At 61.9% G+C, this 22,952-nt stretch carries 22 protein-coding genes; 9 read left to right on the top strand and 13 right to left on the bottom strand.

Annotated elements, in window-relative coordinates; genetic code table 11:
* Window positions 1–117: 117 nt before the first annotated feature.
* Together alaS and CLU92_RS25615 are read right to left on the bottom strand one after the other, a co-directional pair.
* Window positions 118–2,730 (bottom strand): alanine--tRNA ligase, encoded by a 2,613-nt coding sequence (gene alaS / locus CLU92_RS25620; RefSeq protein ID WP_101484157.1) that lies wholly within the window; start codon window positions 2,728–2,730, stop codon window positions 118–120.
* 121 nt (window positions 2,731–2,851) lie between these two features.
* Window positions 2,852–3,298 carry a Fur family transcriptional regulator gene (locus CLU92_RS25615; RefSeq protein WP_101484156.1) on the bottom strand — a complete coding sequence of 149 codons (447 nt, stop codon included), beginning with the start codon at window positions 3,296–3,298 and terminating at the stop codon, window positions 2,852–2,854.
* Between the two features lie 160 nt (window positions 3,299–3,458).
* Between CLU92_RS25615 and CLU92_RS25610 the strand changes: the two genes are divergently transcribed.
* Window positions 3,459–5,510, top strand: coding sequence for a TonB-dependent receptor domain-containing protein (locus tag CLU92_RS25610; RefSeq protein ID WP_101484155.1), 2,052 nt, complete (start codon window positions 3,459–3,461; stop codon window positions 5,508–5,510).
* 153 nt (window positions 5,511–5,663) lie between these two features.
* On the opposite strand, the gene ugpQ is transcribed toward CLU92_RS25610, so the two are convergent.
* The gene (gene ugpQ / locus CLU92_RS25605) at window positions 5,664–6,416 is read right to left on the bottom strand and encodes a glycerophosphodiester phosphodiesterase (protein WP_101484154.1); all 753 of its coding nucleotides are present in this window, start codon (window positions 6,414–6,416) and stop codon (window positions 5,664–5,666) included.
* A gap of 198 nt (window positions 6,417–6,614) precedes the next feature.
* Between ugpQ and CLU92_RS25600 the strand changes: the two genes are divergently transcribed.
* Together CLU92_RS25600 and CLU92_RS25595 are read left to right on the top strand one after the other, a co-directional pair.
* A complete protein-coding gene (locus CLU92_RS25600) occupies window positions 6,615–7,718 on the top strand; it encodes a sensor histidine kinase (protein WP_180338586.1) in 1,104 nt (367 codons plus the stop codon).
* Window positions 7,715–8,590 (top strand): LytTR family DNA-binding domain-containing protein, encoded by an 876-nt coding sequence (locus CLU92_RS25595; protein ID WP_101484152.1) that lies wholly within the window; start codon window positions 7,715–7,717, stop codon window positions 8,588–8,590. The genes CLU92_RS25600 and CLU92_RS25595 overlap by 4 nt, the downstream gene beginning before the upstream one ends.
* 19 nt (window positions 8,591–8,609) lie before the next feature.
* Here the strand turns inward: CLU92_RS25595 and CLU92_RS25590 are convergent, their stop codons facing one another.
* Window positions 8,610–8,936: a hypothetical protein gene (locus CLU92_RS25590; protein WP_101484893.1), complete on the bottom strand. Its 327-nt coding sequence runs from the start codon at window positions 8,934–8,936 to the stop codon at window positions 8,610–8,612.
* Between the two features lie 167 nt (window positions 8,937–9,103).
* Between CLU92_RS25590 and CLU92_RS25585 the strand changes: the two genes are divergently transcribed.
* Entirely contained in the window at window positions 9,104–9,751 is a 648-nt protein-coding gene (locus tag CLU92_RS25585; protein ID WP_101484151.1) for a hypothetical protein, read from the top strand.
* Between the two features lie 5 nt (window positions 9,752–9,756).
* Here CLU92_RS25585 and CLU92_RS25580 read toward each other — a convergent pair whose 3' ends face one another.
* Window positions 9,757–11,040: an MFS transporter gene (locus CLU92_RS25580; protein WP_180338585.1), complete on the bottom strand. Its 1,284-nt coding sequence runs from the start codon at window positions 11,038–11,040 to the stop codon at window positions 9,757–9,759.
* A 115-nt stretch (window positions 11,041–11,155) separates the two neighbouring features.
* Between CLU92_RS25580 and CLU92_RS25575 the strand changes: the two genes are divergently transcribed.
* A complete protein-coding gene (locus CLU92_RS25575; protein ID WP_101484150.1) occupies window positions 11,156–12,058 on the top strand; it encodes a LysR substrate-binding domain-containing protein in 903 nt (300 codons plus the stop codon).
* Between the two features lie 82 nt (window positions 12,059–12,140).
* Here CLU92_RS25575 and CLU92_RS25570 read toward each other — a convergent pair whose 3' ends face one another.
* The 4 genes from CLU92_RS25570 to CLU92_RS25555 all read right to left on the bottom strand — a co-directional run bounded on the left by CLU92_RS25570 (window position 12,141) and on the right by CLU92_RS25555 (window position 14,725).
* Window positions 12,141–13,013, bottom strand: coding sequence for a hypothetical protein (locus CLU92_RS25570; RefSeq protein ID WP_101484149.1), 873 nt, complete (start codon window positions 13,011–13,013; stop codon window positions 12,141–12,143).
* Between the two features lie 19 nt (window positions 13,014–13,032).
* Complete coding sequence (locus CLU92_RS25565; protein WP_101484148.1) at window positions 13,033–13,824, bottom strand: hypothetical protein; 792 nt, start codon at window positions 13,822–13,824, stop codon at window positions 13,033–13,035.
* On the bottom strand, window positions 13,814–14,326 hold the full coding sequence (locus CLU92_RS25560) for a hypothetical protein (RefSeq protein WP_101484147.1): 513 nt from the start codon (window positions 14,324–14,326) through the stop codon (window positions 13,814–13,816). Before CLU92_RS25560 ends, CLU92_RS25565 begins: the two co-directional genes overlap by 11 nt.
* Before the next feature lie 105 nt (window positions 14,327–14,431).
* Complete coding sequence (locus tag CLU92_RS25555; RefSeq protein WP_010395442.1) at window positions 14,432–14,725, bottom strand: DnaJ domain-containing protein; 294 nt, start codon at window positions 14,723–14,725, stop codon at window positions 14,432–14,434.
* A 162-nt stretch (window positions 14,726–14,887) separates the two neighbouring features.
* Between CLU92_RS25555 and CLU92_RS25550 the strand changes: the two genes are divergently transcribed.
* From CLU92_RS25550 to CLU92_RS25540, 3 genes are all read left to right on the top strand, one after another.
* Window positions 14,888–16,654: a glutamine--tRNA ligase/YqeY domain fusion protein gene (locus tag CLU92_RS25550; protein ID WP_101484146.1), complete on the top strand. Its 1,767-nt coding sequence runs from the start codon at window positions 14,888–14,890 to the stop codon at window positions 16,652–16,654.
* A 278-nt stretch (window positions 16,655–16,932) separates the two neighbouring features.
* Window positions 16,933–18,714, top strand: a complete 1,782-nt coding sequence (locus CLU92_RS25545) for a CHASE domain-containing protein (protein ID WP_257561946.1) — start codon at window positions 16,933–16,935, stop codon at window positions 18,712–18,714.
* Between the two features lie 187 nt (window positions 18,715–18,901).
* The gene (locus CLU92_RS25540; protein ID WP_101484145.1) at window positions 18,902–19,561 is read left to right on the top strand and encodes a glycine-rich domain-containing protein-like; all 660 of its coding nucleotides are present in this window, start codon (window positions 18,902–18,904) and stop codon (window positions 19,559–19,561) included.
* An 87-nt stretch (window positions 19,562–19,648) separates the two neighbouring features.
* On the opposite strand, the gene CLU92_RS25535 is transcribed toward CLU92_RS25540, so the two are convergent.
* The 4 genes from CLU92_RS25535 to CLU92_RS25520 form a co-directional block, all read right to left on the bottom strand.
* On the bottom strand, window positions 19,649–19,888 hold the full coding sequence (locus CLU92_RS25535; RefSeq protein WP_029496207.1) for a hypothetical protein: 240 nt from the start codon (window positions 19,886–19,888) through the stop codon (window positions 19,649–19,651).
* Window positions 19,889–20,130: 242 nt separating this feature from the next.
* Window positions 20,131–20,400, bottom strand: a complete 270-nt coding sequence (locus tag CLU92_RS25530; RefSeq protein ID WP_101484144.1) for a hypothetical protein — start codon at window positions 20,398–20,400, stop codon at window positions 20,131–20,133.
* Between the two features lie 198 nt (window positions 20,401–20,598).
* Entirely contained in the window at window positions 20,599–20,859 is a 261-nt protein-coding gene (locus CLU92_RS25525) for a hypothetical protein (RefSeq protein ID WP_070257479.1), read from the bottom strand.
* An 83-nt stretch (window positions 20,860–20,942) separates the two neighbouring features.
* Entirely contained in the window at window positions 20,943–21,860 is a 918-nt protein-coding gene (locus CLU92_RS25520; RefSeq protein WP_101484143.1) for an SDR family oxidoreductase, read from the bottom strand.
* A 12-nt stretch (window positions 21,861–21,872) separates the two neighbouring features.
* Between CLU92_RS25520 and CLU92_RS25515 the strand changes: the two genes are divergently transcribed.
* Complete coding sequence (locus CLU92_RS25515; RefSeq protein WP_101484142.1) at window positions 21,873–22,898, top strand: CDP-6-deoxy-delta-3,4-glucoseen reductase; 1,026 nt, start codon at window positions 21,873–21,875, stop codon at window positions 22,896–22,898.
* Window positions 22,899–22,952: the final 54 nt, after the last annotated feature.

Raw genomic sequence — 22,952 nt, 5'->3', positions numbered from 1 at the left:
CGGCTGTTGTGGTGTCACAACGAGATGCCACACGGAAAAACGGCCCGCAAACATCATCTGCGGGCCGTTTTCAAGGGGCTGTGGGGCGAAAACCCCGCATGTCCTCTAGCTTACGCCTTATTTCGCGCGTTCGCCGACCCAGGCCGGTACGCCTGCCAGGGCATTTGCCAGACCACTGGCATCGGTGCCGCCCGCCTGCGCCATATCGGGGCGTCCGCCGCCTTTTCCGCCCACTTGCTGTGCAACGAAGTTCACCAGCTCACCCGCCTTGACCTTGGAAGTCGCATCCGCAGTCACGCCGGCGATCAGGCTGACCTTGCCGTCCGTCACGCTGGCCAGCACGATGGCGGCCGTTTTCAGCTTGTCCTTCAGCTTGTCCATGGTTTCGCGCAAACGGGCCACGTCGGCGCCTTCCAGCACGGCAGCCAGCACCTTGATGCCGTTCACATCGACGGCTTGCGTGACCAGCTCATCACCCTGGCCAGAAGCCAGTTTCGATTTCAGCGCAGCCAGTTCCTTCTCCAGCGCCTTCACATGGTCTTGCACCTGGACGATGCGGGCAGTCAGTTCTTCCGGCTGCGCCTTCAGGGTGTTGGCCGCTTCGACCAGACGGCGGTTGATGGTTTGCACCAGCGCCAGTGCGCCCTCGCCCGTCACCGCTTCCACGCGGCGGATGCCGGCGGCAACACCGCTTTCGCCGATGATCTTGAACAGGCCGATGTCGCCCGTGCGCTGCACGTGGACGCCGCCGCACAGCTCTTTCGAGCTGCCGATGTCGAGCACGCGCACTTCGTCGCCGTATTTCTCGCCGAACAGAGCCATTGCGCCATGCTTGACGGCATCGTCAAACGACATCAGGTGGGCTTGGGTGGCGCGGTTTTCCAGGATCTCCTTGTTGACGATGGTTTCCACGGCGGTGATCTGCTCGGCCGTCATCGGCGCATGGTGGCTGAAGTCGAAACGGGTTTTGTCGGGGTCGACCAGCGACCCCTTTTGCGCCACGTGGCTGCCCAGCACTTCGCGCAAGGCCTTGTGCATCAAGTGCGTGGCCGAGTGGTTGCGGATGGTGCGCGCGCGCTTGGCCGTGTCGACTTGCGCCGAGACGGCGTCGCCCACCTTCAGCACGCCCGATTCCAGCACGCCATGGTGGCCGAATACGTCGGCCTGGACTTTCAGGGTGTCGCTGACGGCAAAGCTGCCCACGCCCGAGCTGATCACGCCCTGATCGCCCACCTGGCCGCCCGATTCCGCGTAGAACGGCGTGGTGTCGAGCACGACGATGCCCGCTTCACCGGCTTTCAGTTCCTGCACGGGCGTGCCGGCCGCGTACAGCGCCACGACCTTGCTGCTGAACGTCAATTGATCGTAGCCGACGAAGGTGTTTTTCTCGCCCGTGTACTCGACCTTGCTGTCCTTGTGCGTCTTGCCGCCCTTGCGCGACAGTTCCTGGCTTTCCTTCAGGGCCGCGTCGTAACCCACCTGGTCGAAACTGATATTGCGTTCGCGGCAAATGTCGGCCGTCAGGTCTGGCGGGAAGCCGTAAGTTTCGTACAGGGTGAAGGCGGTGGCGCCGTCGATGCCCGTGGCATCCTTGGCCAGCTGCGCTTCCAGCACTTTCATGCCCGTTTCAAGGGTTTCGCCGAAACGCTCTTCCTCGGCCTTGAGCATGTTGGCGACGTTTTCTTTCGCTTCTTCCAGCTCGGGATAGGCGCCGCCCATCTCGAGGGCCAGGTCGGCCACCAGCTTGTAGAAGAACGGTTTGGTCTGGCCCAGCTTGTGGCCATGGCGCAAGGCGCGGCGGATGATGCGGCGCAGGACATACGCGCGGCCTTCGCTGCCCGGAATAATGCCATCGACAATCATGAAGGCGGCGGCACGGATGTGGTCGGCGATCACGCGCAGCGACTTGTTTTCCAGGTCCGTGGCGCCCGTTTCGCGCGCGGCGGCGCGGATCAAATGCTGGAACAGGTCGATTTCATAGTTCGAATGCACGTGCTGCAGCACGGCGGCCAGGCGCTCCATGCCCATGCCCGTGTCGACGCACGGCTTCGGCAGCTTGTGCATGACGCCCGCTTCGTCGCGGTTGAACTGCATGAACACCAGGTTCCAGATTTCAATGAAACGGTCGCCATCTTCATCAGGCGAGCCAGGCGGGCCGCCAGGAATGTCGGCGCCATGGTCGTAGAAGATTTCCGTGCATGGACCGCATGGGCCCGTGTCAGCCATCTGCCAGAAATTGTCGGACGCGTAGCGCGAACCCTTGTTGTCGCCGATGCGGATGATGCGCTCGACGGGCACGCCGATTTCTTTCGCCCAGATATCGTACGCTTCGTCATCTTCGATGTACACGGTGACCGTCAGCTTTTCAGCCGGCAAGCCATACACCTTGGTCAGCAGTTCCCACGCGTATTGAATCGCATCGCGCTTGAAGTAGTCGCCGAAGCTGAAGTTGCCCAGCATTTCAAAGAAAGTATGGTGGCGCGCCGTGTAGCCGACGTTTTCCAGGTCGTTGTGCTTGCCGCCGGCGCGCACGCAGCGCTGCACGGAGGTGGCACGCGTGTACGGACGGCTGTCCGTGCCCGTAAACACGTCCTTGAATTGCACCATGCCGCTGTTCGTCAACAGCAAGGTCGGATCGTTGCCTGGCACGAGGGAGCTGGAACGGACGATGGAATGGCCCTTGGATTCGAAAAATTTGAGGAACTTGTCGCGGATTTCAGATGATTTCATGTTTTTTTGGCAAAGAGTGGCGGCAGCTTTAAAGGGAAGATTATACGTGATATGGGTACGGGAATTGACGCCGGGCAGACAGCATTGTTGCAAGCCTGCCCAGCAATGCAGCCCTGCCCGCTCAGGCCGGGTCGTGGCCGCTGGCGCAGGCGTGCGGGGCCGCGCCAGCGGAAGCCGTACTGGCGCCGGCGGCGGCATTGCAGTCGGCGCAGCGGCCGTACAGGGTCAGCTCGTGGCGCTCGACGACAAAGCCTTGTGGCGCCATGCGTTTCAAGTCGCCCGGACAATCATGCACGTCAAACACACGCTGGCACGTGGTGCACTGGAAATGGTGGTGGTGGTGATTGGCTGCCGTGTTCGACTCATAGCGCGGGTTTTCGCCCGGCAAGGTCACCACGTGCACTTTTTCTTCCAGCACCAGCGATTTCAGATTGCGGTAAACGGTGGCGATGCCCAGCTGCGTCACCTGCAAGCTGGCCTGTTCGAGGATTTCCTGCGCCGACAGGGGGCGCTGGGCCGACTCGATGGCGGCTTGAATAGCGGTTTTTTGACGTGTTGTGCGTTCCATAGCCGACAGAATACACCATCCGCCTTCTTGCACTACCCGGAAAAACTGTCACACAGTAATGATAATGGGTTATCATTATCATCTTCGGGCAGTCTCCCCATCCGGCAACAGCCTGCCCAAACCCCGCAAACACCGATAGCCGATAAAGGAACTCTTGCCCATGTCCGTCCGTCCTCAACAACCCACTCCCCTCGCGCTGGCCATCATGCTGGCCTTTGCCGCCCCTGCCAGCGCCCTGGCGCAGCAGGCGGCCACCTTGCCTGCCGTCACCGTTTCGGCCAGCGCACTGGCCCTGGGCAGCGACGACATGAGCACGCCAGTCACCGTACTGGAAGGCGAGGAACTGGTGCGCGCCCGCGAGGCGACCCTGGGCGAAACCCTGGCCGGCCAGCCCGGCATCACGTCCAGCCATTTCGGCGCCGGCGCCAGCCGTCCCATCATTCGCGGCATGGATGGCCCCCGTGTCAAGGTGCTGTCCGACGGCGCCGAAGTGCAGGATGCCTCGACCATCAGCCCCGACCATGCCGTGGCGGCCGAACCGATGCTGTCGGAACAGATTGAAGTCTTGCGTGGCCCGTCAGCGCTGGCCTACGGCGGCGGCGCCGTCGGTGGCGTGGTCAATGTGATCGACAAGAAAATCCCCACACGCGTGCCGGCAAAAGGCTTTGAAGGCAGCGCGGAAGTGCGCGCCAACTCGGCTGCGCGCGAAAAGGCGGGCGCCTTTGAAGTCACTGGCGGCTCCGGCAACATCGCCTTCCACGCGGAAGGCGTCAAGCGCGACGCGAAAGAATACAAGGTCGGCAGCGGCTGGGAAGGCGGCTCCAACGTGGCCGGCAGCTACAACAAGACGGATACGGGTAGCGTGGGCGTGTCGTGGGTGGGATCTCGCGGTTTCCTGGGCCTGGCCTTCACCAGCCAGCATGCGCAATACGGCTTGCCGGGCCACAACCACGAATTCGAGAGCTGCCACCCGCACGGCGCGCACCTGCATTGCGGCGGCCACGAAGGCCACGACCACGGTGCTGAAGAGGAACATGACCACGAGCACGGCAGCGTGCCGTTCGTGAAGCTGAAGAGCGAGCGCTGGGACGTGCGCGGCGAATTGCGCGATCCCATGCCCGGCTTCGCCAAGCTGCGCCTGCGCGCCGCGTTCACCGACTACAAGCACGATGAAATCGAAGGTGCGGAAATCGCCACCACGTTTAAAAACAAGGGCCACGACGCGCGCCTGGAAATGGAACACCATCCCCTCTTCGGCTGGCGCGGCGTGGTCGGCCTGCAAACGTCGAAGCGCGATTTCTCCGCCCTGGGCGAGGAAGCCTACGTGGCGCCCACGGTAACGAAGAAACACGCCGCCTTCCTGGTCGAGGAATACAAGCTCGATCAATGGCGCTTCGAGGCGGGCTTGCGCCACGAATGGCAAGACATCACGGTCGACAGCGCCACCTTGCAGGACCGCAGCGCCAAGGGCACGTCCGTGTCGCTGGGTGCCGTATGGAAATTCGCGCCGCAATATTCGCTCGGTTCCACCATCTCGCGCACGCACCGTTTGCCCAGCGCCGAGGAACTATATGCACACGGCGTGCACATGGCCACGGCCACGTATGAACTGGGCAATCAAAACCTGGGCAAGGAAACGTCCAACAATATCGACTTGACCTTGCGCAAATATGCGGGCGCCACGACATTCTCGGCCAGCGCCTACCGCAACAAGGTAGATAACTACATCTTTGGCAGCACGCTGGACAGCCATGAAGGCTTCCAGCTGATCCAGTACGCCCAGCGCGACGCCACGTTTACAGGCGTAGAAGGACAAGTCCGCCAGCAGTTGAACCCCATGTTCGGCGCCAGCGTGTTCGGCGACTATGTGCGGGCCAAGCTGGCCGACGGCGGTGGCAACCTGCCGCGCATCCCCGCCCAGCGCCTCGGCGTGAAGTTTGACGCCAACTGGCAGGCGTGGAGCGGCGTGGCCGAGTTCTACCGCGTGGGCAAGCAGGACAAAATCGCCGCGTTCGAAACGGCAACCCCTGGCTACAACATGCTGAACCTCTCCGCCAACTACGACACGCGCATCGGTACCACGCCCGCCCAGTTCTACGTCAAGGCGAACAATCTGACGAATGAACTGGCGTACAGCCATACTTCCTTCATCAAGAATGCGGCGCCGTTGACGGGGCGCAATGTGACGGTCGGCATGCGCGTAACTTTCTAAGCTGTTTGAAACGTAGGTCGGCTTAGCGCGCAAGCGCGTAAGCCGACAACACCAATAACATCAACAATGTTGTCGGATTACGCGGGGCTTTGCCCCGCTAATCCGACCTACGCCTTAGATCGTACTTTGCGGGGGCTCTGCGTTCCATTCTTTTCAGGGTTCAGTTTGGCCAGCCTTGATCAAATCTATCCTGTCCGTGCAAAAGCCGTCCACGCCCCAGGCCAGCAACTCGCTGGCCCGTTCGGGCGTGTTGACGGTGTAGCAAAACAGTCCAAATCCCCTCCCTTTTACCTCTTGCGCCAGTTCCGGCGTCAGCTGCCGATGGTCGCAATGGATGGCCACCACGCCCAGTTCCTTCGCCGTGCATTCCCAGTCAGCGGGAATGGCTTCGACCAGCCAGCCGCGTGCCAGTTCCGGCGCCGTTTGGCGCGCCGCCTGCAGGGCTTCGATGCTGAACGACGACAACAGCGGCAGTAATTGGCCAGCCGCGATTTCTTGCGCAAAGTAATCGCGCGTGGCCCGCGCCACCGCCGTCCCTGTCTGCACGTCGAAGCCGGGCGCCGGCTTGATTTCGATATTCATCCAGATGCGCTGCGCCTTGCAATACGCAACGACGGCGTCAAACGCGGGCACGCCTTCGCCCACGAAGGCAGCACCGAACCAGGCGCCCGCCTCCATGGCCGCCAACTGCGCGGCCGTGTAATCGTTGATATGGCCGCTGCCGGCCACGGTGCGGCCCAGCTCGGGGTCGTGCACGACGACGGGCACGCCGTCGGACGCCAGCATGACGTCGAATTCCACGGCGCGGTAGCCGTAGGCCAGGCCGCAGCGCAGGGCAGCCAGGGTGTTTTCAGGCGCCAGGGTGCCGCCGCCGCGGTGCGCCAGGATGCGTGGATAGGGCCACATGGGGTTCCTTTATCATGAGGAGGTTGTCGGTCAAGACCTCTTGCCATCATCGCGTGCCAGCGCCACCATGTAAAGGACGCGATCAGGCGATTGGCGCCACGCCTGCCCTGTTTCGTCGCAGCGGCGTTGCGCCCGCATGCAGAGCCGCCCATAATTGCCGCATTGCCAACCAGAATGCCCATCCGAAAGCGGTCCCGCATGCACACGACAGACACCGCCCCCCGCAAGAAGGGCTTCCCCTACCGACGCCTCTTGGGCGATGCGCGCTATGCGCTATTGCTCAATGTCCTGTGCGCCCTCTTCATCACCTACGTGCTGAGCGGCGGACAAAGCTTCTGGCTCAACCTGCTTGCGTCCATGTGCATCGGCAGCATCGCCTTCCTGCTCATCGACGGCATCCGCCTGGCGTGGTGGGGCGAACAACGGCGTGCCCCAGTGCTCCCCTTCACGGCCCTCATCATCGTCAGCGCCGCCGTGGCGCAAGTAGGCGGCACCATGCTGTTCGGCTGGCTGGCCAATATCGACGTTCCCGCGCCCGTCTCCATGTCGCCGCGCAATGTCAGCATGACGGTCTTCACCTTGGCGGCGGCGGGGGCGGCCATCCTGTTTTTTGGCAGCCGAGAAAAAATTGCACGCCTGCAAATGGAGGCAGCCCAGGAAAAAGCCCGTGCCGAATCCGTTGCCCGCCAGGCCATGCAAGCGCAACTGCAGCTGCTGCAGGCACAAATCGAACCGCATATGCTGTTCAATACCCTGGCCAACTTGCAGGGCCTGATCAGCTTTGATACTGAGCGCGCCCAGTTGCTGCTCGATCAGCTGATCCAGTATTTGCGCGCCACCCTTTCTTCCTCGCGCGCCGAATTCACCACCCTGGAGCAGGAGTTTTCCCTGATGCAAGCCTACCTGGGCCTGATGTCCATCCGCATGGGTGCGCGCCTGCGCTTTACGCTGGACTTGCCCGAGGCCTTGCGCCAGATCAAGGTGCCCCCCATGCTGCTGCAACCGCTGGTGGAAAACGCCATCCAGCACGGCCTGGAACCGAAGATCGAAGGCGGCCATATCCACGTGCAGGCGTCGACGGACGGCGGCGTGCTGATGCTGACCGTCAGCGACGATGGCCTGGGCCTCGGGCATCCGGGCCAGACCAAGGGCACGCACCTGGGCGTGGCGAATATCCGCGAACGCCTGCGCGGCATGCATGGTGATGCCGCCAGCCTGTCGCTGGTCCCCAACCATCCGGCAGGCGCGACCGCCCGCCTGACACTCCCCCTTCCACCCACCATCATGAGCCACCTCACATGAGCCACCACACTGCGCGTGCGCCACGCGCCCTGATCGCCGAAGACGAACCCATCCTCGCCGCCGCCCTCGCCCACGCCTTGCAGCGGCTGTGGCCGGAACTCGACATCGTCGCCACCTGCCCCAATGGCGTGGAAGCCTTGCGGCAAGGCCTGGCGCTGCAGCCCGACATACTATTTCTCGACATCAAGATGCCAGGCAAGACGGGCCTGGAAGCGGCCGAAGAACTGGCGGAACAATGGCCCGACGGCATTGCGTTTCCTCACATCGTGTTCGTCACAGCCTATGATGAATACGCATTGGCCGCCTTCGAGCATGCGGCCGCCGATTACGTACTAAAACCCGTCAACGATACGCGCTTGGGCAAGACGGTGGAGCGCCTGCAGCAGCGCCTGCGCGACAGCGGCAACGGCACAACAACAGCAACCCCAGCGGCAGCGCCAGCCGCCACGACGGCGCCCATGGCGGCGACGGAGACAACAGCGTCCGCCAGCGACGACAACATGGCCCGCTTGCTGAGCCAGCTGCAAGCCATGCTGCCGCCCGCGCCCCGCCTGCAAATGATACGGGCGGCCGTCGGCAACAGCGTGCGCATGATCGCGCTTGCCGACGTCGTGTATTTCGAGGCGCTGGACAAATACATTAACGTCGTGTGCCAGGACAGCGAAGCGCTGATACGCACGAGCCTGAAGGAACTCTTGCCCCAACTGGACCCGCAACAGTTCTGGCAAATCCACCGGGGCACCATCGTCAATGCCAGTGCCATCGCCACGGCCGTGCGCGACGAGGCGGGCAAGCTGTCACTGACCCTGCGCCAGCATCCTGCGCAGCTGCGCGTCAGTCCTTTATATGCCCATCTGTTCCGCCAGATGTAAGGCGTTCAAGAGCCAAGGCCTAATGCAGCTGGTGCTTCAGGTCCGACAGTTCATCGTGGACCTTGAGCACGGCGCTCTTCAGTTCTGGCGTCACGCTGGACGCCGTGCCGCACGCCCGCTTGACGCGGTCGCCCAGCGATTCCATCTGGTCGACGGCCTGGCGGATGCGCGCATCGTCATGCGTGTCGATGGCTTGCCGCACGGCACTCTTTTGCTGGTCCAGCTGCTCGATGCAATCCTTCAAGTCCACGGACATGCCCAGCTGCTTGCCGCACAGCTGGGCCGCTTGGCCGATCGCGTGTTCGATGGCGCCAAAGCGCCGTGCCACCTCCTTTGCCTGCATCATGATCATCTCCTGTTCGCGTGGTATCCGGGTTGGATCGCCAAGCTGGCGCAGGGTTCCCCACCCGCGGCCATGACATCACAATTTCCATGAGGCACTTTTTTGTAAGCGCTTGTGACATTTTAGATAATGATCAAATACCTCAGATACATTGGCGTACCCGAACTACCATGCCTGCCATGACCTCGTTGCCCATCCTGCCCCGCCGCGCGCCCGGCCTGCTGCTGATCGTCCTGCTGCACGCGGGGCTGGCATATGTCATACTGCAGTCGCGGCCCCGCCTTGCCAGTGACGAGCACCTGCCGCAGGGTCCGGCCATCACCTGGCTGCGCCACACGCTCCCCGCGCCGCCCAAGCCCCTACCGTTGCCCAGCATCAAACCGGCCGCCGTGCGCCCTCCACGCCTGCCAGTGGCGGCGCCAACCAGCCGCCCCCTGCCCGCCCCCAGCATCGAACTGGCGCCAGCGCCAGCAACGCCAGAAGCGATCACAGCGCCGCCAGCGCCCAGCGCGGCCGAGATCCTGGCACAAGCCAAACGCGACGTGGGCAAGATCGACAGGGATTTGCGCAAGGAATTCCCACAGCGTGGCGGGGAGAAATTCGACGACACAGGCTACAAGCGCATGCAGCAAGGCTTTGCCGAGGCCTACGCAGCCGTGCCGCCGAAATGGTATGAAGCGTCAAAAATTGAGGAAGTGGGCGCAAATGCGGCCAGGGGCAGCCGCACCTACAAGATCACCAGCGCGCTGGGCACCTTGTGCGTGACCACGCGCGCGGGCAAGAATGGGGAAACGATGATCGGCAACTGCCCCAAATAGCGGCCTCAGCCCACCGCTTCGCGCGCGCCCAGCGGCTGCAGATGGCGCAGGCGCAAGGCGATCAGCACGCCGCCGCCCAGGCACAGGCCCAGCATGATGATGACGCCCGTCCAGCCGTCGAAGCCCCACATCATGCCCGAGGCGGAACCGATCAGGCTTGAACCCAGGTAATAGAACAGCAGGTAGAAGGCCGAGGCCAGCGCCTGCGGCGCGCGCGCCCGGCGGCTGACCCAGCTGCTGGCGATCGAGTGCGAGGCAAAAAAGCCAAACGTGGCCAGCGCCATGCCGATGACGATCAGCGGCAGGGAATCAAACAGGGTCAATAAAATGCCGGACAGCATCACCGACAGCATGATCCACAGCACGCCCCGGCGCCCCAGGCGGTCCACCAGACGGCCCGCCCAGACGGAGCTGAAGATGCCGATCAGGTACAAAAAGGCCAGCAAGCCAACCGTACTCTGGCGCAAGCCGAATGGCGCGGCCAGCAGGCGGTAGCCGATGTAGTTGTACAGGCTGACGAAACACCCCATCAGTACGAAAGCCAGGCAGAACAGCCACGGCAAACCCTGGTCGGAAAAATGCTGTTTGATGGCATGCGGCAAGGCGTTCCACCCCTTGGTACTGGGCACGAAGTTTTTCGATGCGGGCAGGCTGCGCCAGAACTCTAACGCCGCCAGCACACCGGCCACGCCCAGCACGCTCAGGGCCCAGCGCCACGAGAGGATATCGCTGAGCAAAGAGGCGATCAAGCGTCCCGACATGCCGCCAAACGCGCTGCCGGCAATATATAGCCCCATCGACAGGCCCAAGGATGGCCCCTCGATTTCCTCGCCCAGGTAAGCCATGGCGACGGCCGGCATGCCGCCCAGGGCCACGCCCAGCGCGGCGCGGATGGCCAGCAGTTGCGCATAATCCTGGGCAAACGCGGACAGAATGGTGAGTATTGCGGCGGAAAACATAGCCGCCACCATCAGCGGCTTGCGGCCGATGCGGTCCGAGACGGCACTGAGCAGCACCAGCGAGATGGCCAGCAAGCCGCTCGACACGGACAAGGACCAGCTGCTTTGCGCCGGCGTCAAATGAAACTGCTGCGACAACAGGGGAAACAGGGGCTGGATGCAATACAGCAAGCTGAAAGTGGAAAAGCCGCCGAAGAACAGGGCGCGGTTGCTGCGTTTGAATTCCGCCGTCCCCTTGGCGATGGCAGAACGGGGAGCGGGAGCGGCCGGAGCAACAGGCGTAAGCGCCGGGGTGGCGGCGGAGGCATAAGCAAGCGATGAATCAGACATGGCCATGTTTCGAAAGAGAAGCGAGTTTTCATCTTAGGATTGCCAACTCATATCGTCCAATATATATTTAAGGCCCAACTCATACTTTAAAACGATTACTGAATCGGACCATACAATGGAATTGCGCCACCTGCGTTACTTCGTCGCCGTCGCCGAAGAGCTGCACTTCACGCGCGCGGCCGAAAGGCTGCATATCGGCCAGCCGCCGCTGAGCCAGCAGATCCAGGCGCTGGAAGGGGAACTGGGTGCGCAGTTGTTTGAGCGCAACAAGCGCTCCGTGCGGCTGACGCAGGCGGGCGCACTCTTCCTCGATGATGCGCGGCGCATCCTGGCTCTGTCGGAACAGGCGGCCGTCACGGCGCGGCGGGCGCAGCGGGGTGAAGCGGGCGAATTGCGCATCGGCTTTACCTTCTCCACGCCATTTACGCCGTATTTCGCCACCGTCATCAACCGCTACCGCCAGCAATTCCCGCATGTCACCCTGACCTTGCACGAAATGGCGACCTTGCATCAGCTCGAAGCGATCTCAGGCAGGACGATGGACCTGGGTTTCGTGCGCCCGCCGGAAACGACGTATCCAGACGATATCCGCCTGACGGAACTGCGCAAGGACCCGCTGTTCCTCGTGCTGCCTGTTGCCCACGCGCTGGCGGCCAAGGATGCCATCGCCATTGCCGACATGGCGGGCGAAAGTTTTGTCATGTATCCCAAGGATGCGGGCACGGGGATTTATCCGCAGATCTTCCGCCTGTGCAAGGCGGCCGGCTTCGTGCCCCAGGTAGCGCAGGAAGCGGGCGAAGCGTCGACCATCATCGGCCTGGTGGCGGCCGGCTGCGGCATTTCCGTGCTGCCCGCCTCGTTCGACCGCATCCGCATGGATGGCGTGTGTTACCGTCCCATCGCCGATCCGCAGGCGAGCACCAGCTTGTTATTGGCACAACGGGAAGAAGAATCGTCGCCGCTGGTGGCGGCGTTTGTCAAACTGGCCGAGGCAGCGGCGCTGGAGGAAAAAGAATAGGCCGGCGCATGCCGGCCTACGTTGAGTCGTAGGTCGGATTAGCGGTGGCGAAGCCGCCGCGTAATCCGACAACAGCGTTGGATTACGAATAATCCGCGTCCAGCTCGGAACCCGCATAATTTTCCAGGTCCTCGAACAGGCTTTTCATGCTGGCCCGCGTAAGGATTTTATGCACCACGGTACAGCTGCGGCGGTAGGATTCTATGCGGTCGAGCAGCACGGGGTGATGCTGCACCGGCACCTTGGCCACCAGGGCGGCCCAGCCTTCCTCGAAGTCGGGCTTGTTCTTGCGCACGGAACGCACGAAGCGTTCAAACTCCTTTTGACCCGTGCGCGCCATGATGCGCCCGCCGCCTTCGATGGCGAAGATGATGGCCACGGCAATGACGCCCTCGGCATTCAAGTCGCTATCGCTGACAGGGCCGTTGTCGTGGTGGCGGCGCAGCCAGCTGGCCAGGCGCACCACGGCTTGCACTTCCTTGCGCTGTTGCAACTGCACCGCGTACTTTTCATAACCGGCCCAGTTCTGGTTAGGGTCGGCCTGGCAAATATCGATGAACAGCTCGCGCAGGCGGCGCGCAAGGTAGACGGGGTCCTGGTCGTACTCACCGACAAGAGCGTCTTCCGGCAACTGCGACAGCTCCTTGATCAGGCGGAAACCCACCTGGAACGCGTGCTCGGCGCCATGCTCGACGAGGAAATCGAGTGCGGCCTGGTCGCCTTCATGTGTGACGGCCTGCTCCAGGCCCAGCGAAACGCCACCCACCGTCAGGAACAGCGCTTTCTGGATGCCGTCGGCCGTGCGTTCATTCGTGAACTTCTCGGCCACCATGGCCGTGATGCCCGTCAATTCATCGGCCAGGTCCAGCGCCGCATCCTCGCGCGGGTCGTTCGGCAACAGCTTGATGGCGCGCACCAGGCGCGGAAGATTCTCTACAACAATTGCTGGCAGCATTAGACGTTCCCTGCTTTCATTACGAGAAAATACCGGTGCCCAGGCTGCGGCGCGTGCTGGAACGCGGTGCGCTGCGCGTGCTCGGCACTTGCTTGCGCAGGCGGTACAGCAATTCCTTGGTACTGCGCTGCAACATGGTCGGTTCTTCGTCCGGGTCGTCCGAGTATTCGGCATCGGCCAGGTCGGCGCTGTGGCGGAAGTCGGGGAACAGTTCGAACAGCGAACGGTCCCAGCCGTCTTCATTCGCTTGCGCCAGCTCAATAGCCAGCGGCACGACGTCGTTGTCGGACGACGTCACGCCCGTCACATACGGTCCCTTGATGACGATTTCACCCGCCACCTCAAGGATTTCCTTCGGCGCCATCGAGAACAGAATGGCGAACGCCGTGGCGCCCCAGTCGGTGGCGGACGCTTCGAGCAGCAGCTCGCGGCGGCGCTCGGCATCGTCGGTGGAAAACACCACGCCGTGGATGTGCGCGAACAGCGACTCGGCGATGCGTTCCGGATCATCCTCGATCTGGTCGTCGCTCCAGGTGGCGGCGATGAAGGCCAGGCTGTCGGCCCAGGCCTTCGGCGGTACCAGCAAGGTAGCCAGCGACATCTTGCCGCCGTCAAAGCCGGCCAGGTGCAGGGCCGTCACTTGCGGCGGGATGGCGCTCAGCACTTCCACCACGGCAAGATCGCCATACTGGTCGGCCGCGTCGGCAAACGCCTGCTCGGCGTGGCCCAGCGAACCGGACAGCACCAATTCCGTGACCTGCTTGGTCAGCGCGGGCAGGTTGCTTTTTTGTTCATCCTTGTTATCGGCCATGGTCATCTCCATCCTGGTCAAACATCTGGGCGAAATCGTCGGTGGCTTCGTCTTCGTCGTGATCGTCGTCGCCGTCGTCATTGGCAGCCAGCTGGTCGAGCGACTGGTCGTCGTCGTCCCACAGGCGCGGATTCTTGTGCAAAAATGCCGTGATGATGGCCTGGCGGGCCAGGTCGGGGAAGCTCTCTTCGATGGCGGCGTACATCTTGGCCGCTTCCGGCGCGGCGCAGGCGGCCATGGAGAACACGCGGGCCGGGTCGCCAAACTCGTAGTCTTCGCTTTCGGCCAGCAAGCCTTTCGGGTCGCTGAAGGTAATGTGATCGACCAGCGCGAAGGCCAGCATGTTCACGTCTTCGATGCCGCCGCCGCTGGCGTACTCGCTGACCAGCGCATCAACCATGCTTTTATAATTCTTGCGGTTAGGCGGGTCGCCGAGGATGCCATCGATCTGGCCTTCCAGCTCGCGCGACTGGTACGCGAATTCAGGGTGTACTCTTCTCATGCTGTGCTTTCCAATGTGATGCGCGGCACTTTTACTTAAAAGCAAAAGCACCATTGTTTGTTGTTTTTCAAATCATTCGGGCTGGCCGGGCGGCCGCCAGCAGGCTTAATCTGCCGGCAGGACGGTGCCATGCAGGCGGAACACGCCACACCACAAGGCATAGGCTTCCGCTTCCGGATCGATGATGATGCGGTGATTCACGCTCTGGTCGTATTCGGCGCGCTTGGCCGGGTCGGCCAGGATTTCATACGCCTTGGTGACGCTCTTGAAGCGCGCCTCGGCGCCGGGGGCCTGGTTGCGGTCGGGGTGGAAGCGCATGGCCAGCGAACGGTAAACCTTCTTGATTTCATCGTCGCTGGCATTGGGCGCGACACCGAGGACGTTATATAAATTTTCCATAAATGGCTCCGGGGTCACGATTTGTTTGCTAATTAAAGGCAGATTATCCTATAGAACGGCGCCCGCGTCCCTTGCATGCTGGGATATGGGGTCAAATACGTGCTTATAAAGCGCTTGCGGTACGGTAAAATGCTTTTTACTGTCACTCTTCCGCATTGATCAATGAGCAACGATAAACCGAATACCGCCGCGCCAGCGCTGGCGCCCAATTTCTTGCGTAACATCATCGAAGCCGACCTGGCTGCCGGCGCCCACGTGCGTCCCGGACTGCCCCAGGTGATCACGCGTTTTCCGCCAGAGCCGAACGGCTACCTGCACGTGGGCCACGCCAAGTCGATCTGCGTCAACTTTGGCCTGGCGCGCGATTACGCCGGCCAGTGCAACCTGCGCTTCGACGACACCAATCCGGCCAAAGAAGAACAGGAATACGTCGACACCATCATGGACAGCGTGAAATGGCTGGGCTTTGACTGGGAACCGAAGCATGCCGATGGCCAGAGCCACCTGCACTACGCGAGCGATTACTTCGACCAGCTGTATGCGATGGCCGAATACCTGATCACGGCCGGCTTTGCCTATGTGGACAGCCAAAGCGCCGAAGACATGGCTGCCAACCGGGGCAATTTCGGCCAGGCTGGCAAGAATTCGCCATTCCGCGACCGTCCGCGCGACGAGTCGCTGGCCCTGTTCCGCGCCATGAAGGCGGGCCAGTTCAAGGATGGCGAGCACATTCTGCGCGCGAAGATGAGCGAAGATGCCATGAGTTCGCCGAACATGAACTTGCGCGACCCGGCCATTTACCGCATCCGCCATGCGCATCATCACCGCACGGGCGACGCCTGGTGCATCTACCCGATGTACGATTACACGCACCCGATCTCGGACGCGCTGGAAAACATCACGCATTCGATCTGCACCCTGGAGTTCCAGGACCACCGCCCGTTCTACGACTGGCTGCTGGAAACCCTGTCGGCCGGCGGCTTCTTCCAGCAGCCCGTGCCGCGCCAGTTCGAATTCTCGCGCCTGAACCTGACCTACATCGTCACCAGCAAGCGCAAGCTGCGCCAGCTGGTAGAAGAAAAAATCGTCGACGGCTGGGACGACCCCCGCATGCCGACCCTGGTGGGCATGCGCCGCCGGGGCTACACGCCGGAAGCAATCCAGCTGATGTGCGAACGCACGGGCGTGACCAAATCCGACGGCTGGATCGACTACAGCGTTCTCGAAGGCTGTTTGCGCGAAGACCTGGACCCGAAGGCGCCGCGCACGGTGGCCGTGCTGCGTCCGTTGAAACTGATCATCGACAATTTCCCTGAAAACGAGAGCGTGGAATGCACGGCGCCCGTGCATCCGCACTTCCCGGAACGGGGCTTGCGCACCTTCCCCATCTCGCGCGAGCTGTGGATCGAGGAAGACGACTTCATGGAAGTGCCGAACAAAGGCTATTTCCGTTTGTATCCACCGATAGCCGACAAGCCGGGCAGCAAGGTACGCCTGCGCTATGGCTATGTGATCGAATGCACGGGCTACGACAAGGATGCAGACGGCAAGGTCATTGCCGTGCATTGCACCTACTTCCCGGACAGCAAGTCGGGCACGGAAGGCAGCGCCAACTACAAGGTCAAGGGCAATATGCACTGGGTCAGCGCGCCGACGGCCATTCCCGCCGAAGTGCGCCTGTACGACCGCCTGTTTACGGACCCGCAGCCGGACGCGGGCGGCAAGGACTTCAAGCTGGCCTTGAATCCGCTGGCCAAGGAAGTGGTGCAAGCCTGGCTGGAACCGGGCGCGGAACTGGCCCAGCCGGAACAGCGCTTCCAGTTCGAGCGCCACGGCTATTTCGCGGCCGACCGGGTCGACAGCCAGCCTGGCAAGCCCGTCTTCAACCGCATCGTCACCCTGAAAGACAGCTGGCAGCCGGCAAAATAAGCCGTCATGTTGCTCACAAAAAAACCGCTTCGGCGGTTTTTTTCTTTTCAGCAACATAGTCACCAGCGAAATATTGCCTGTTGACTACATTCACGATAATTTTGTATATTAGGCAGCTATTGAACAATTTGCAATGTCATTAGTGCTTGTGCAACTTGGTACAGCCTCCAGCACACGGGCGGCACCGATTCCTCTTCCTGATGCGGATGGCGATGTCTACTACTGCCGGCAAACACCCTTTATCTGCTGAAAAAAGACCGCTCTGGCTGCTCGGTTTCGTGGTGTCGTTGTTGGTGGGCCTGCTGTTCTACATGGCCGCCTCGCTGTCGATCGAAAACGATGCCAGCGAGCTGTTCAACAATCTGGCGCGCACTACCCAGAAAAACATCGCGTCGCGCATCAAGTCGTATGCCAACTTGCTGCGCGGCACGGCTAGCCTGTTCCACGCCAACGAACACGTGAGCCGCGAGCAATTCCACCGCTACGTGGCGAACATGGACTTGCAACAGAACTATCCGGGGGTGATGAATCTCAATTACAGCCGGGAACTCGACGAGTCGCAGCGCCCCGCCTTCGAAGCGGCCATGCAGCACGACCATCCGCCCGGGCGCGATGGCTATCCGGCGTTTGCCATCCATCCGCCCGGGCCGCGCCCCCATTACTCCGTGATGGTATACCTCGAACCGATTGCCAGCGCCCCGGAAAAGTTTGGCTATGACATCGCTTCGCGGCCCCTGATCGCCGAAGCGCTGGCACAGTCGCGCGATACGGGGCAGATCAGCAATTCCGGCGTGCCCGTGCCGATGGAAGGGCGGCCGCAGCTGACGGGCATGGCCATGCGCATGCCCGTGTACCGCTTCGGCATGCCCACCGGCACGGTGGGGCAAAGGCGCGCGGCCTACCAGGGTTCCGTCGGCGTCGGCTACGATCTGGTGACGATGATGCGCAGCGCGCTGGCCGACATGCCGGTACGCAATGTCCGCCTGACCCTGTTCGATATCGGCCCGCAAGCGCGCGAGCAGCTGGACTTGCCGCACGACATGCGCCCCATCTTCGACAGCACGACGTGGGGCATGCGTGCACCATGGTGGCTGCCCGGCAACTCGGGGCGGTATCTGAGCAGCACGATGCTGATCGACCACAATGGCCGCGCGTGGCAAGCGCTGTTCAGTGTGCGCAAGAGCGACCTGTACACGCGCTTCGGCGCCTTCCTGCCGTGGCTGGCCCTGCTGACCGGTTTTGCCAGCACCATGCTGCTGTACATGCTGTTTCACACCCTGGCGTCGTCGCGCCGGCGCGCCATCCAGCTGGCGACGGGCATGACGGAGGAATTGCGCGCCAGCCAGATCCGCCTGCAGCTGTCGCACCAGAAACTGCGCCGCCTGGCAGCCCACGCCGACCAGATCAAGGAAGAAGAGCGCAAGCGCATCGCGCGCGAAATCCACGACGACCTGGGACAGAACCTGCTGGTGCTGCGCATCGATGCCGACATGCTGGCCTCGCGCACGCAGCGCCGTCACCCGCGCCTGAACGCCCGCGCCAGATCGACCCTGGAGCAGATCGACGCCACGATTAAAAGCGTACGGCAAATCATCAACGACTTGCGTCCAACCGTGCTGGACCTCGGCGTGAATGCGGCCGTCGAATGGCAGGTGGCGCAATTTCGCCAGCGCACGGGCATCGCCTGCGAAGTGAGCGAAAGCCATCACGATATTTATTTGAGCGACCAGTGCGCCACGGCCCTGTTCCGTATCCTGCAAGAGTCGCTCAGCAATATCTCCCAGCACGCCAATGCCAGCCGCGTGCAAGTCAAGCTGGAAAAGTGCCGCGATACCGTGTCGATGTGCGTCAGCGACAACGGCGTGGGCGCGGCCATCGATGGACGCAACAAGCTGGGCTCATTTGGGCTGGTGGGGATCGAGGAGCGCATCAAGCTACTGGGAGGTACTTTCTACATAGAAAGCAGCCCCGGTGCTGGCATGAGCGTGCATGTCAGCGTGCCGCTGGGTGCGGACGCCACCGCATTTCCCTACCAGGAAGACAGCCGGGTCAACGCCTGACAGGCACGTCCCGCATGAAGCAAGCTCAGCTTGCGTATTTTGTCATTAAATGCAATATTGATGTAGAACAACTTGGCACCTGCCCGCCAGGGACCAGGCATTCCTCGACTACTTGCAAGGAGGACACACCCACCACTCTCCCTTGTTGCACCGTATTTCCCACAACGCTCTTTACCAAAGGACATTCATGGATACGAACGACAGTTTCAAGGCAATTGCTGATTTGAATTTGGACGCGATCAAAGTCAAGCTGATGCACAGGGAGTCAGGCGAAGGATGGAGCCTGGAGAAGGCGAATGCGGTGGAGTTCGAATACCGGCGCTTCCTGATCCTGATGAAACAGTTTCCGGAAGAAGAAACGGCGCCGCTGATGGACGTCGATACCTTCTGGCATTACCACATCCTCGACACGCTGAAATATGCAGCGGACTGCGAACAGGTCTTCGGTTATTTCCTGCATCACTTTCCGTACATCGGCTTGCGCGGCGAAGATGACGAAGCGGCGCACCAGCGCGTGGGCGAGCGCATGAAGCAGCTGTATGAGCAAACGTTCGGGGAAGATTATATCCGCGCAGAAACGGCGTATTCGGGACGGGCCGTGCAAGCGGCGTTTTCCAGTGCGGCAGTGCAGGCGACAGCCTACTCGGGCCGGGCCGTGCAAACGGCGTTTTCCAGTGCGGCGGTGCAGGCGACGGCGTATTCGGGCCGCGCGACCGGGGCTGCCAACACCGCATTTTCCAGCGCGCCCGCCTCACTGACCGCAGCGGTGGTCAAGTCGTCCACCACTGGCCTGGAAAGGGGGCGTTTCTATGTCGATCGTCCGGTACTGAACCGCGACCCGCATTAGAAAAGCAGACAACAGCTGTGGCTGCCGCACGCGGCAAGCCTGACTTACGCAGACGGCACCTCTCAGTTTACCGTCTGTCAGGCGCTCTTAGGCAGCCATCAACTCGCGCAGTTCACGAATGCTGAAATCGCTGATTTCATGCATGCGGATGAGGATAGTGGCGCCGATCGGCAAGGTGTTGTGACGAATCTTGCTGATAACAGGTGGCGCCACTTCCAGAGCTCGCGACAAGGCGGCATCGTTTTTCAGTTGCAGCTTGTCGATGATCGCATCGAGGACGCGATTCGGGTTGTAGGTAGGCAAAGAAGTAATTTGTTTGAGAGACATGATCAAAAATCCGTACTTGTTGTATTAATGCATAAAGAAACCGAATGTCTCTTCTGCAATAATTCAGGGTAAACACACTAAAAAGCGCCATCACTTATGCGGCTTTTAAGCCACAAACAATATAATACACGCTATTGTTGATTTTTGCGTAACTTAAAGCAAAATTGTGATAATTGAAGAGAATTGACGCACTTGGAATGTGCTAGAGGATAACTCAAATCGGAAAAATTTGCTGCAAGTCATCAATTTTTACGATGAGGAACACCGCTGTGCATGAGCCAAGCTATGGCCATGAGGGTGCTCAGGCGGGCCATGTCGGCCGATAAAACCCAGCTGTGCGCGGCCACGTCGACCGGCATGGCCAGCAAACAGGCGCCCGGGAAGGCATCCATGCGGCACCAGGCCAGTTGCCGGCGAATTTCATCGGGCGGTGGCGGTGGCCGCAGCGCATGTTCGCGACCGCGCATGTAGGCGCGTACTTGTTCCTTGCTGGGGTAACTCGCAGTTCGCATGGCTCGCTCCTACTGACGGGTAACAGCGTCGCGCTGCGTAGAACCCACCACAAATAACCTGGACGCGTGACGACTTTGCTCAGCATATCGCCAGTTCGCCATGATGCCCTTGCGCTGCATCAAATGGCCAAGCCCCGGCATTGCGCCGAAGCCCGCACTGTTCCCTGCGCCAGCGGCCAGGCAGCCGATGGTCCGCCCTTATTTCTTTTGCTGGCGCACGCGCTGTTGCTGTTTTTCCTGCGTTTGCTGGCGATTCTGCTTGCGCTCGAACAGGGTGACCGCATCTTTCTTGGCTTGCTCGGCGGTACGCATTTCCTCATGCGCATCGTGCGGAACAAAAAATTCGGCATCCTGCGCCGCCACGACCAGCTTGATGGCGGCATCGTCGTCGAGGTCGTACAGTTCCGTCAGGACGGTGGTGACCTCGTCCAGGTATTCTTCGTAAGTGAGGGTGCTCATGCTGTAGTCCTTAAGTGAATGGCGCACCGCCGCAACGGCGCGCTGCGCGCCGGCCCAGCAAAGTGCGCAGATAACCGGCCATTTTACCCGATGCCGGCCACATCGTCGGACAGCGACTGCAAGGCATCGGCCACGCGCGCGTAGCGCAGGCACACACCCAGCTCGCGCTTGAGACGCGTATTGTGCAGCCGGCGCGATTCGGACATGAACGACAGCAGCATCGGCGTGACCACTTGCTGCAACTCGGCACGCGGCAGGCGCGGCGGGCGCGGCAAGCCGAACGTATCGGCCACGGCATCGAAATAGTCCGCCATCTTGAGTTCGCTGTCATCGCTGGCGTGATACACGCGTCCCGGCTTGCCCCGCCACAAGGCCCGTTCGATGATGCGCGCCAGGTCATCGGCATGGATATGGTTGGTGTACACGTCGTCGCCAGCGGCCAGAGCCGGCGTGCCTTCGCGCAGGCGCTTCAGTGGCAGACGGTCGTGCGCATAAATGCCCGGCACGCGCAGGATGGCCACGCTGGCGCCGCGGCGCGCGCCCCAGCCACGCAAGACCTGCTCCGCATCCACGCGCCGCTTCGCCCGCGCATTCGCCGGCGCTGTCGACCGCGTCTCATCGACCCAGGCGCCGGCGCAATCGCCATACACGCCGCTGGTACTCACATACACCATGCGGGCATGCTCGGGTAAAATGGCGACCAGATTGCGCGTGCGCAGGTCCAGCAAGCCCGACGACAGGGGCGGTGCCAGATGCACGACCATACTCGCCAGTCCCGCCAGCCGCTTCAGACTGGCGCGGTCGTCGAGGTTGGCCACGATGGGCACGGCGCCGGCCGCCCGCAGCTGCGCGCAACGCGCCGGCTGGCTGGTGACGGCGAAGACGCGAAAACGCGCGCGCAGCAGGGGCAGCAGACGCATGCCGACGTCGCCGCAGCCCAGGATCAGCAGGCGCGGCAAACCCACCGGCTTGCGCAAAGAGTGCATTAACATATTTTTCATCTCAAGGATTGTATGACTTTTCAAATTACTGTTCAGCCCAGCGGCCACCAATTCAGCTGTGAAGCGGACGAAACCGTTCTGTCGGCAGCGATCCGCGCCGGCGTGGGCTTGCCGTATAGCTGCAAGAGCGGCGCCTGCAGTTCCTGCAAGGGCAAGATCGTGTCCGGCAATGTACAGCATAAGCCTTACCAGGCCCGCTCCCTGACGGAAGATGAAGCGGCCGCCGGCTACTCGCTGCTGTGCTGCGCCGTGCCCCAGGGCGACCTGGTGGTGCAGGCGCGCGAAGTGGCAGGCAGCAGCGACTATCCGATCAAGAAAATGCCGTCGCGCGTGACCACCATCGACAAAGTCGCGCCTGACGTCGTTGTGCTGACCCTGCAATTGCCGGCCAGCGAGCGCCTGCACTACCGCGCCGGCCAGTATATCGAAATCATGCTGCGCGACAACAAGCGCCGCAGCTACAGCATGGCCAGTGCGCCCGTCGACGGTGGCCCCGTGAGCCTGCACATCCGCCACATGCCGGGCGGGCTGTTCACCGACCAGGTGTTCGGCAGCATGAAAGAGCGCGACATCCTGCGCTTCGAAGGTCCGATGGGCACCTTCTTCCTGCGCGAAGACAGCGACAAGCCCGTCGTGCTGCTGGCCTCGGGCACGGGTTTTGCCCCGTTGAAAGCCATCGTCGAACACATGATCAACGAGCAATCCCCGCGCCCGATCACCCTGTACTGGGGCGCGCGCCGCCCGCACGACCTGTACATGGATGCGCTGTGCCGCCAGTGGGCCGCTGACCTGCCGCAATTTACGTATGTGCCTGTCGTATCGGACGCGTTGCCGGAAGACGCCTGGAGCGGCCGCACGGGCTTCGTGCACCAGGCCGTCATGGCCGACCTGCCAGATATGTCCGCTTACCAGGTGTATGCCTGCGGTGCACCGATCGTCGTGGAGTCGGCCAACCGCGATTTCGTGCAATTGTGTCAACTTCCAGCCGACGAGTTCTACGCGGACGCCTTCACCACCGAAGCCGACCTGGCCAAGTAGGCATCCAGACAGCGGGGGCTGCTGGTGCGGCATCCGCTGCCCCCTCCCCGCTGC

The organism is Janthinobacterium sp. 61 (assembly GCF_002846335.1).
GTDB lineage: Bacteria > Pseudomonadota > Gammaproteobacteria > Burkholderiales > Burkholderiaceae_D > Janthinobacterium.
This window is presented reverse-complemented; position numbering and strand designations above follow the sequence as displayed.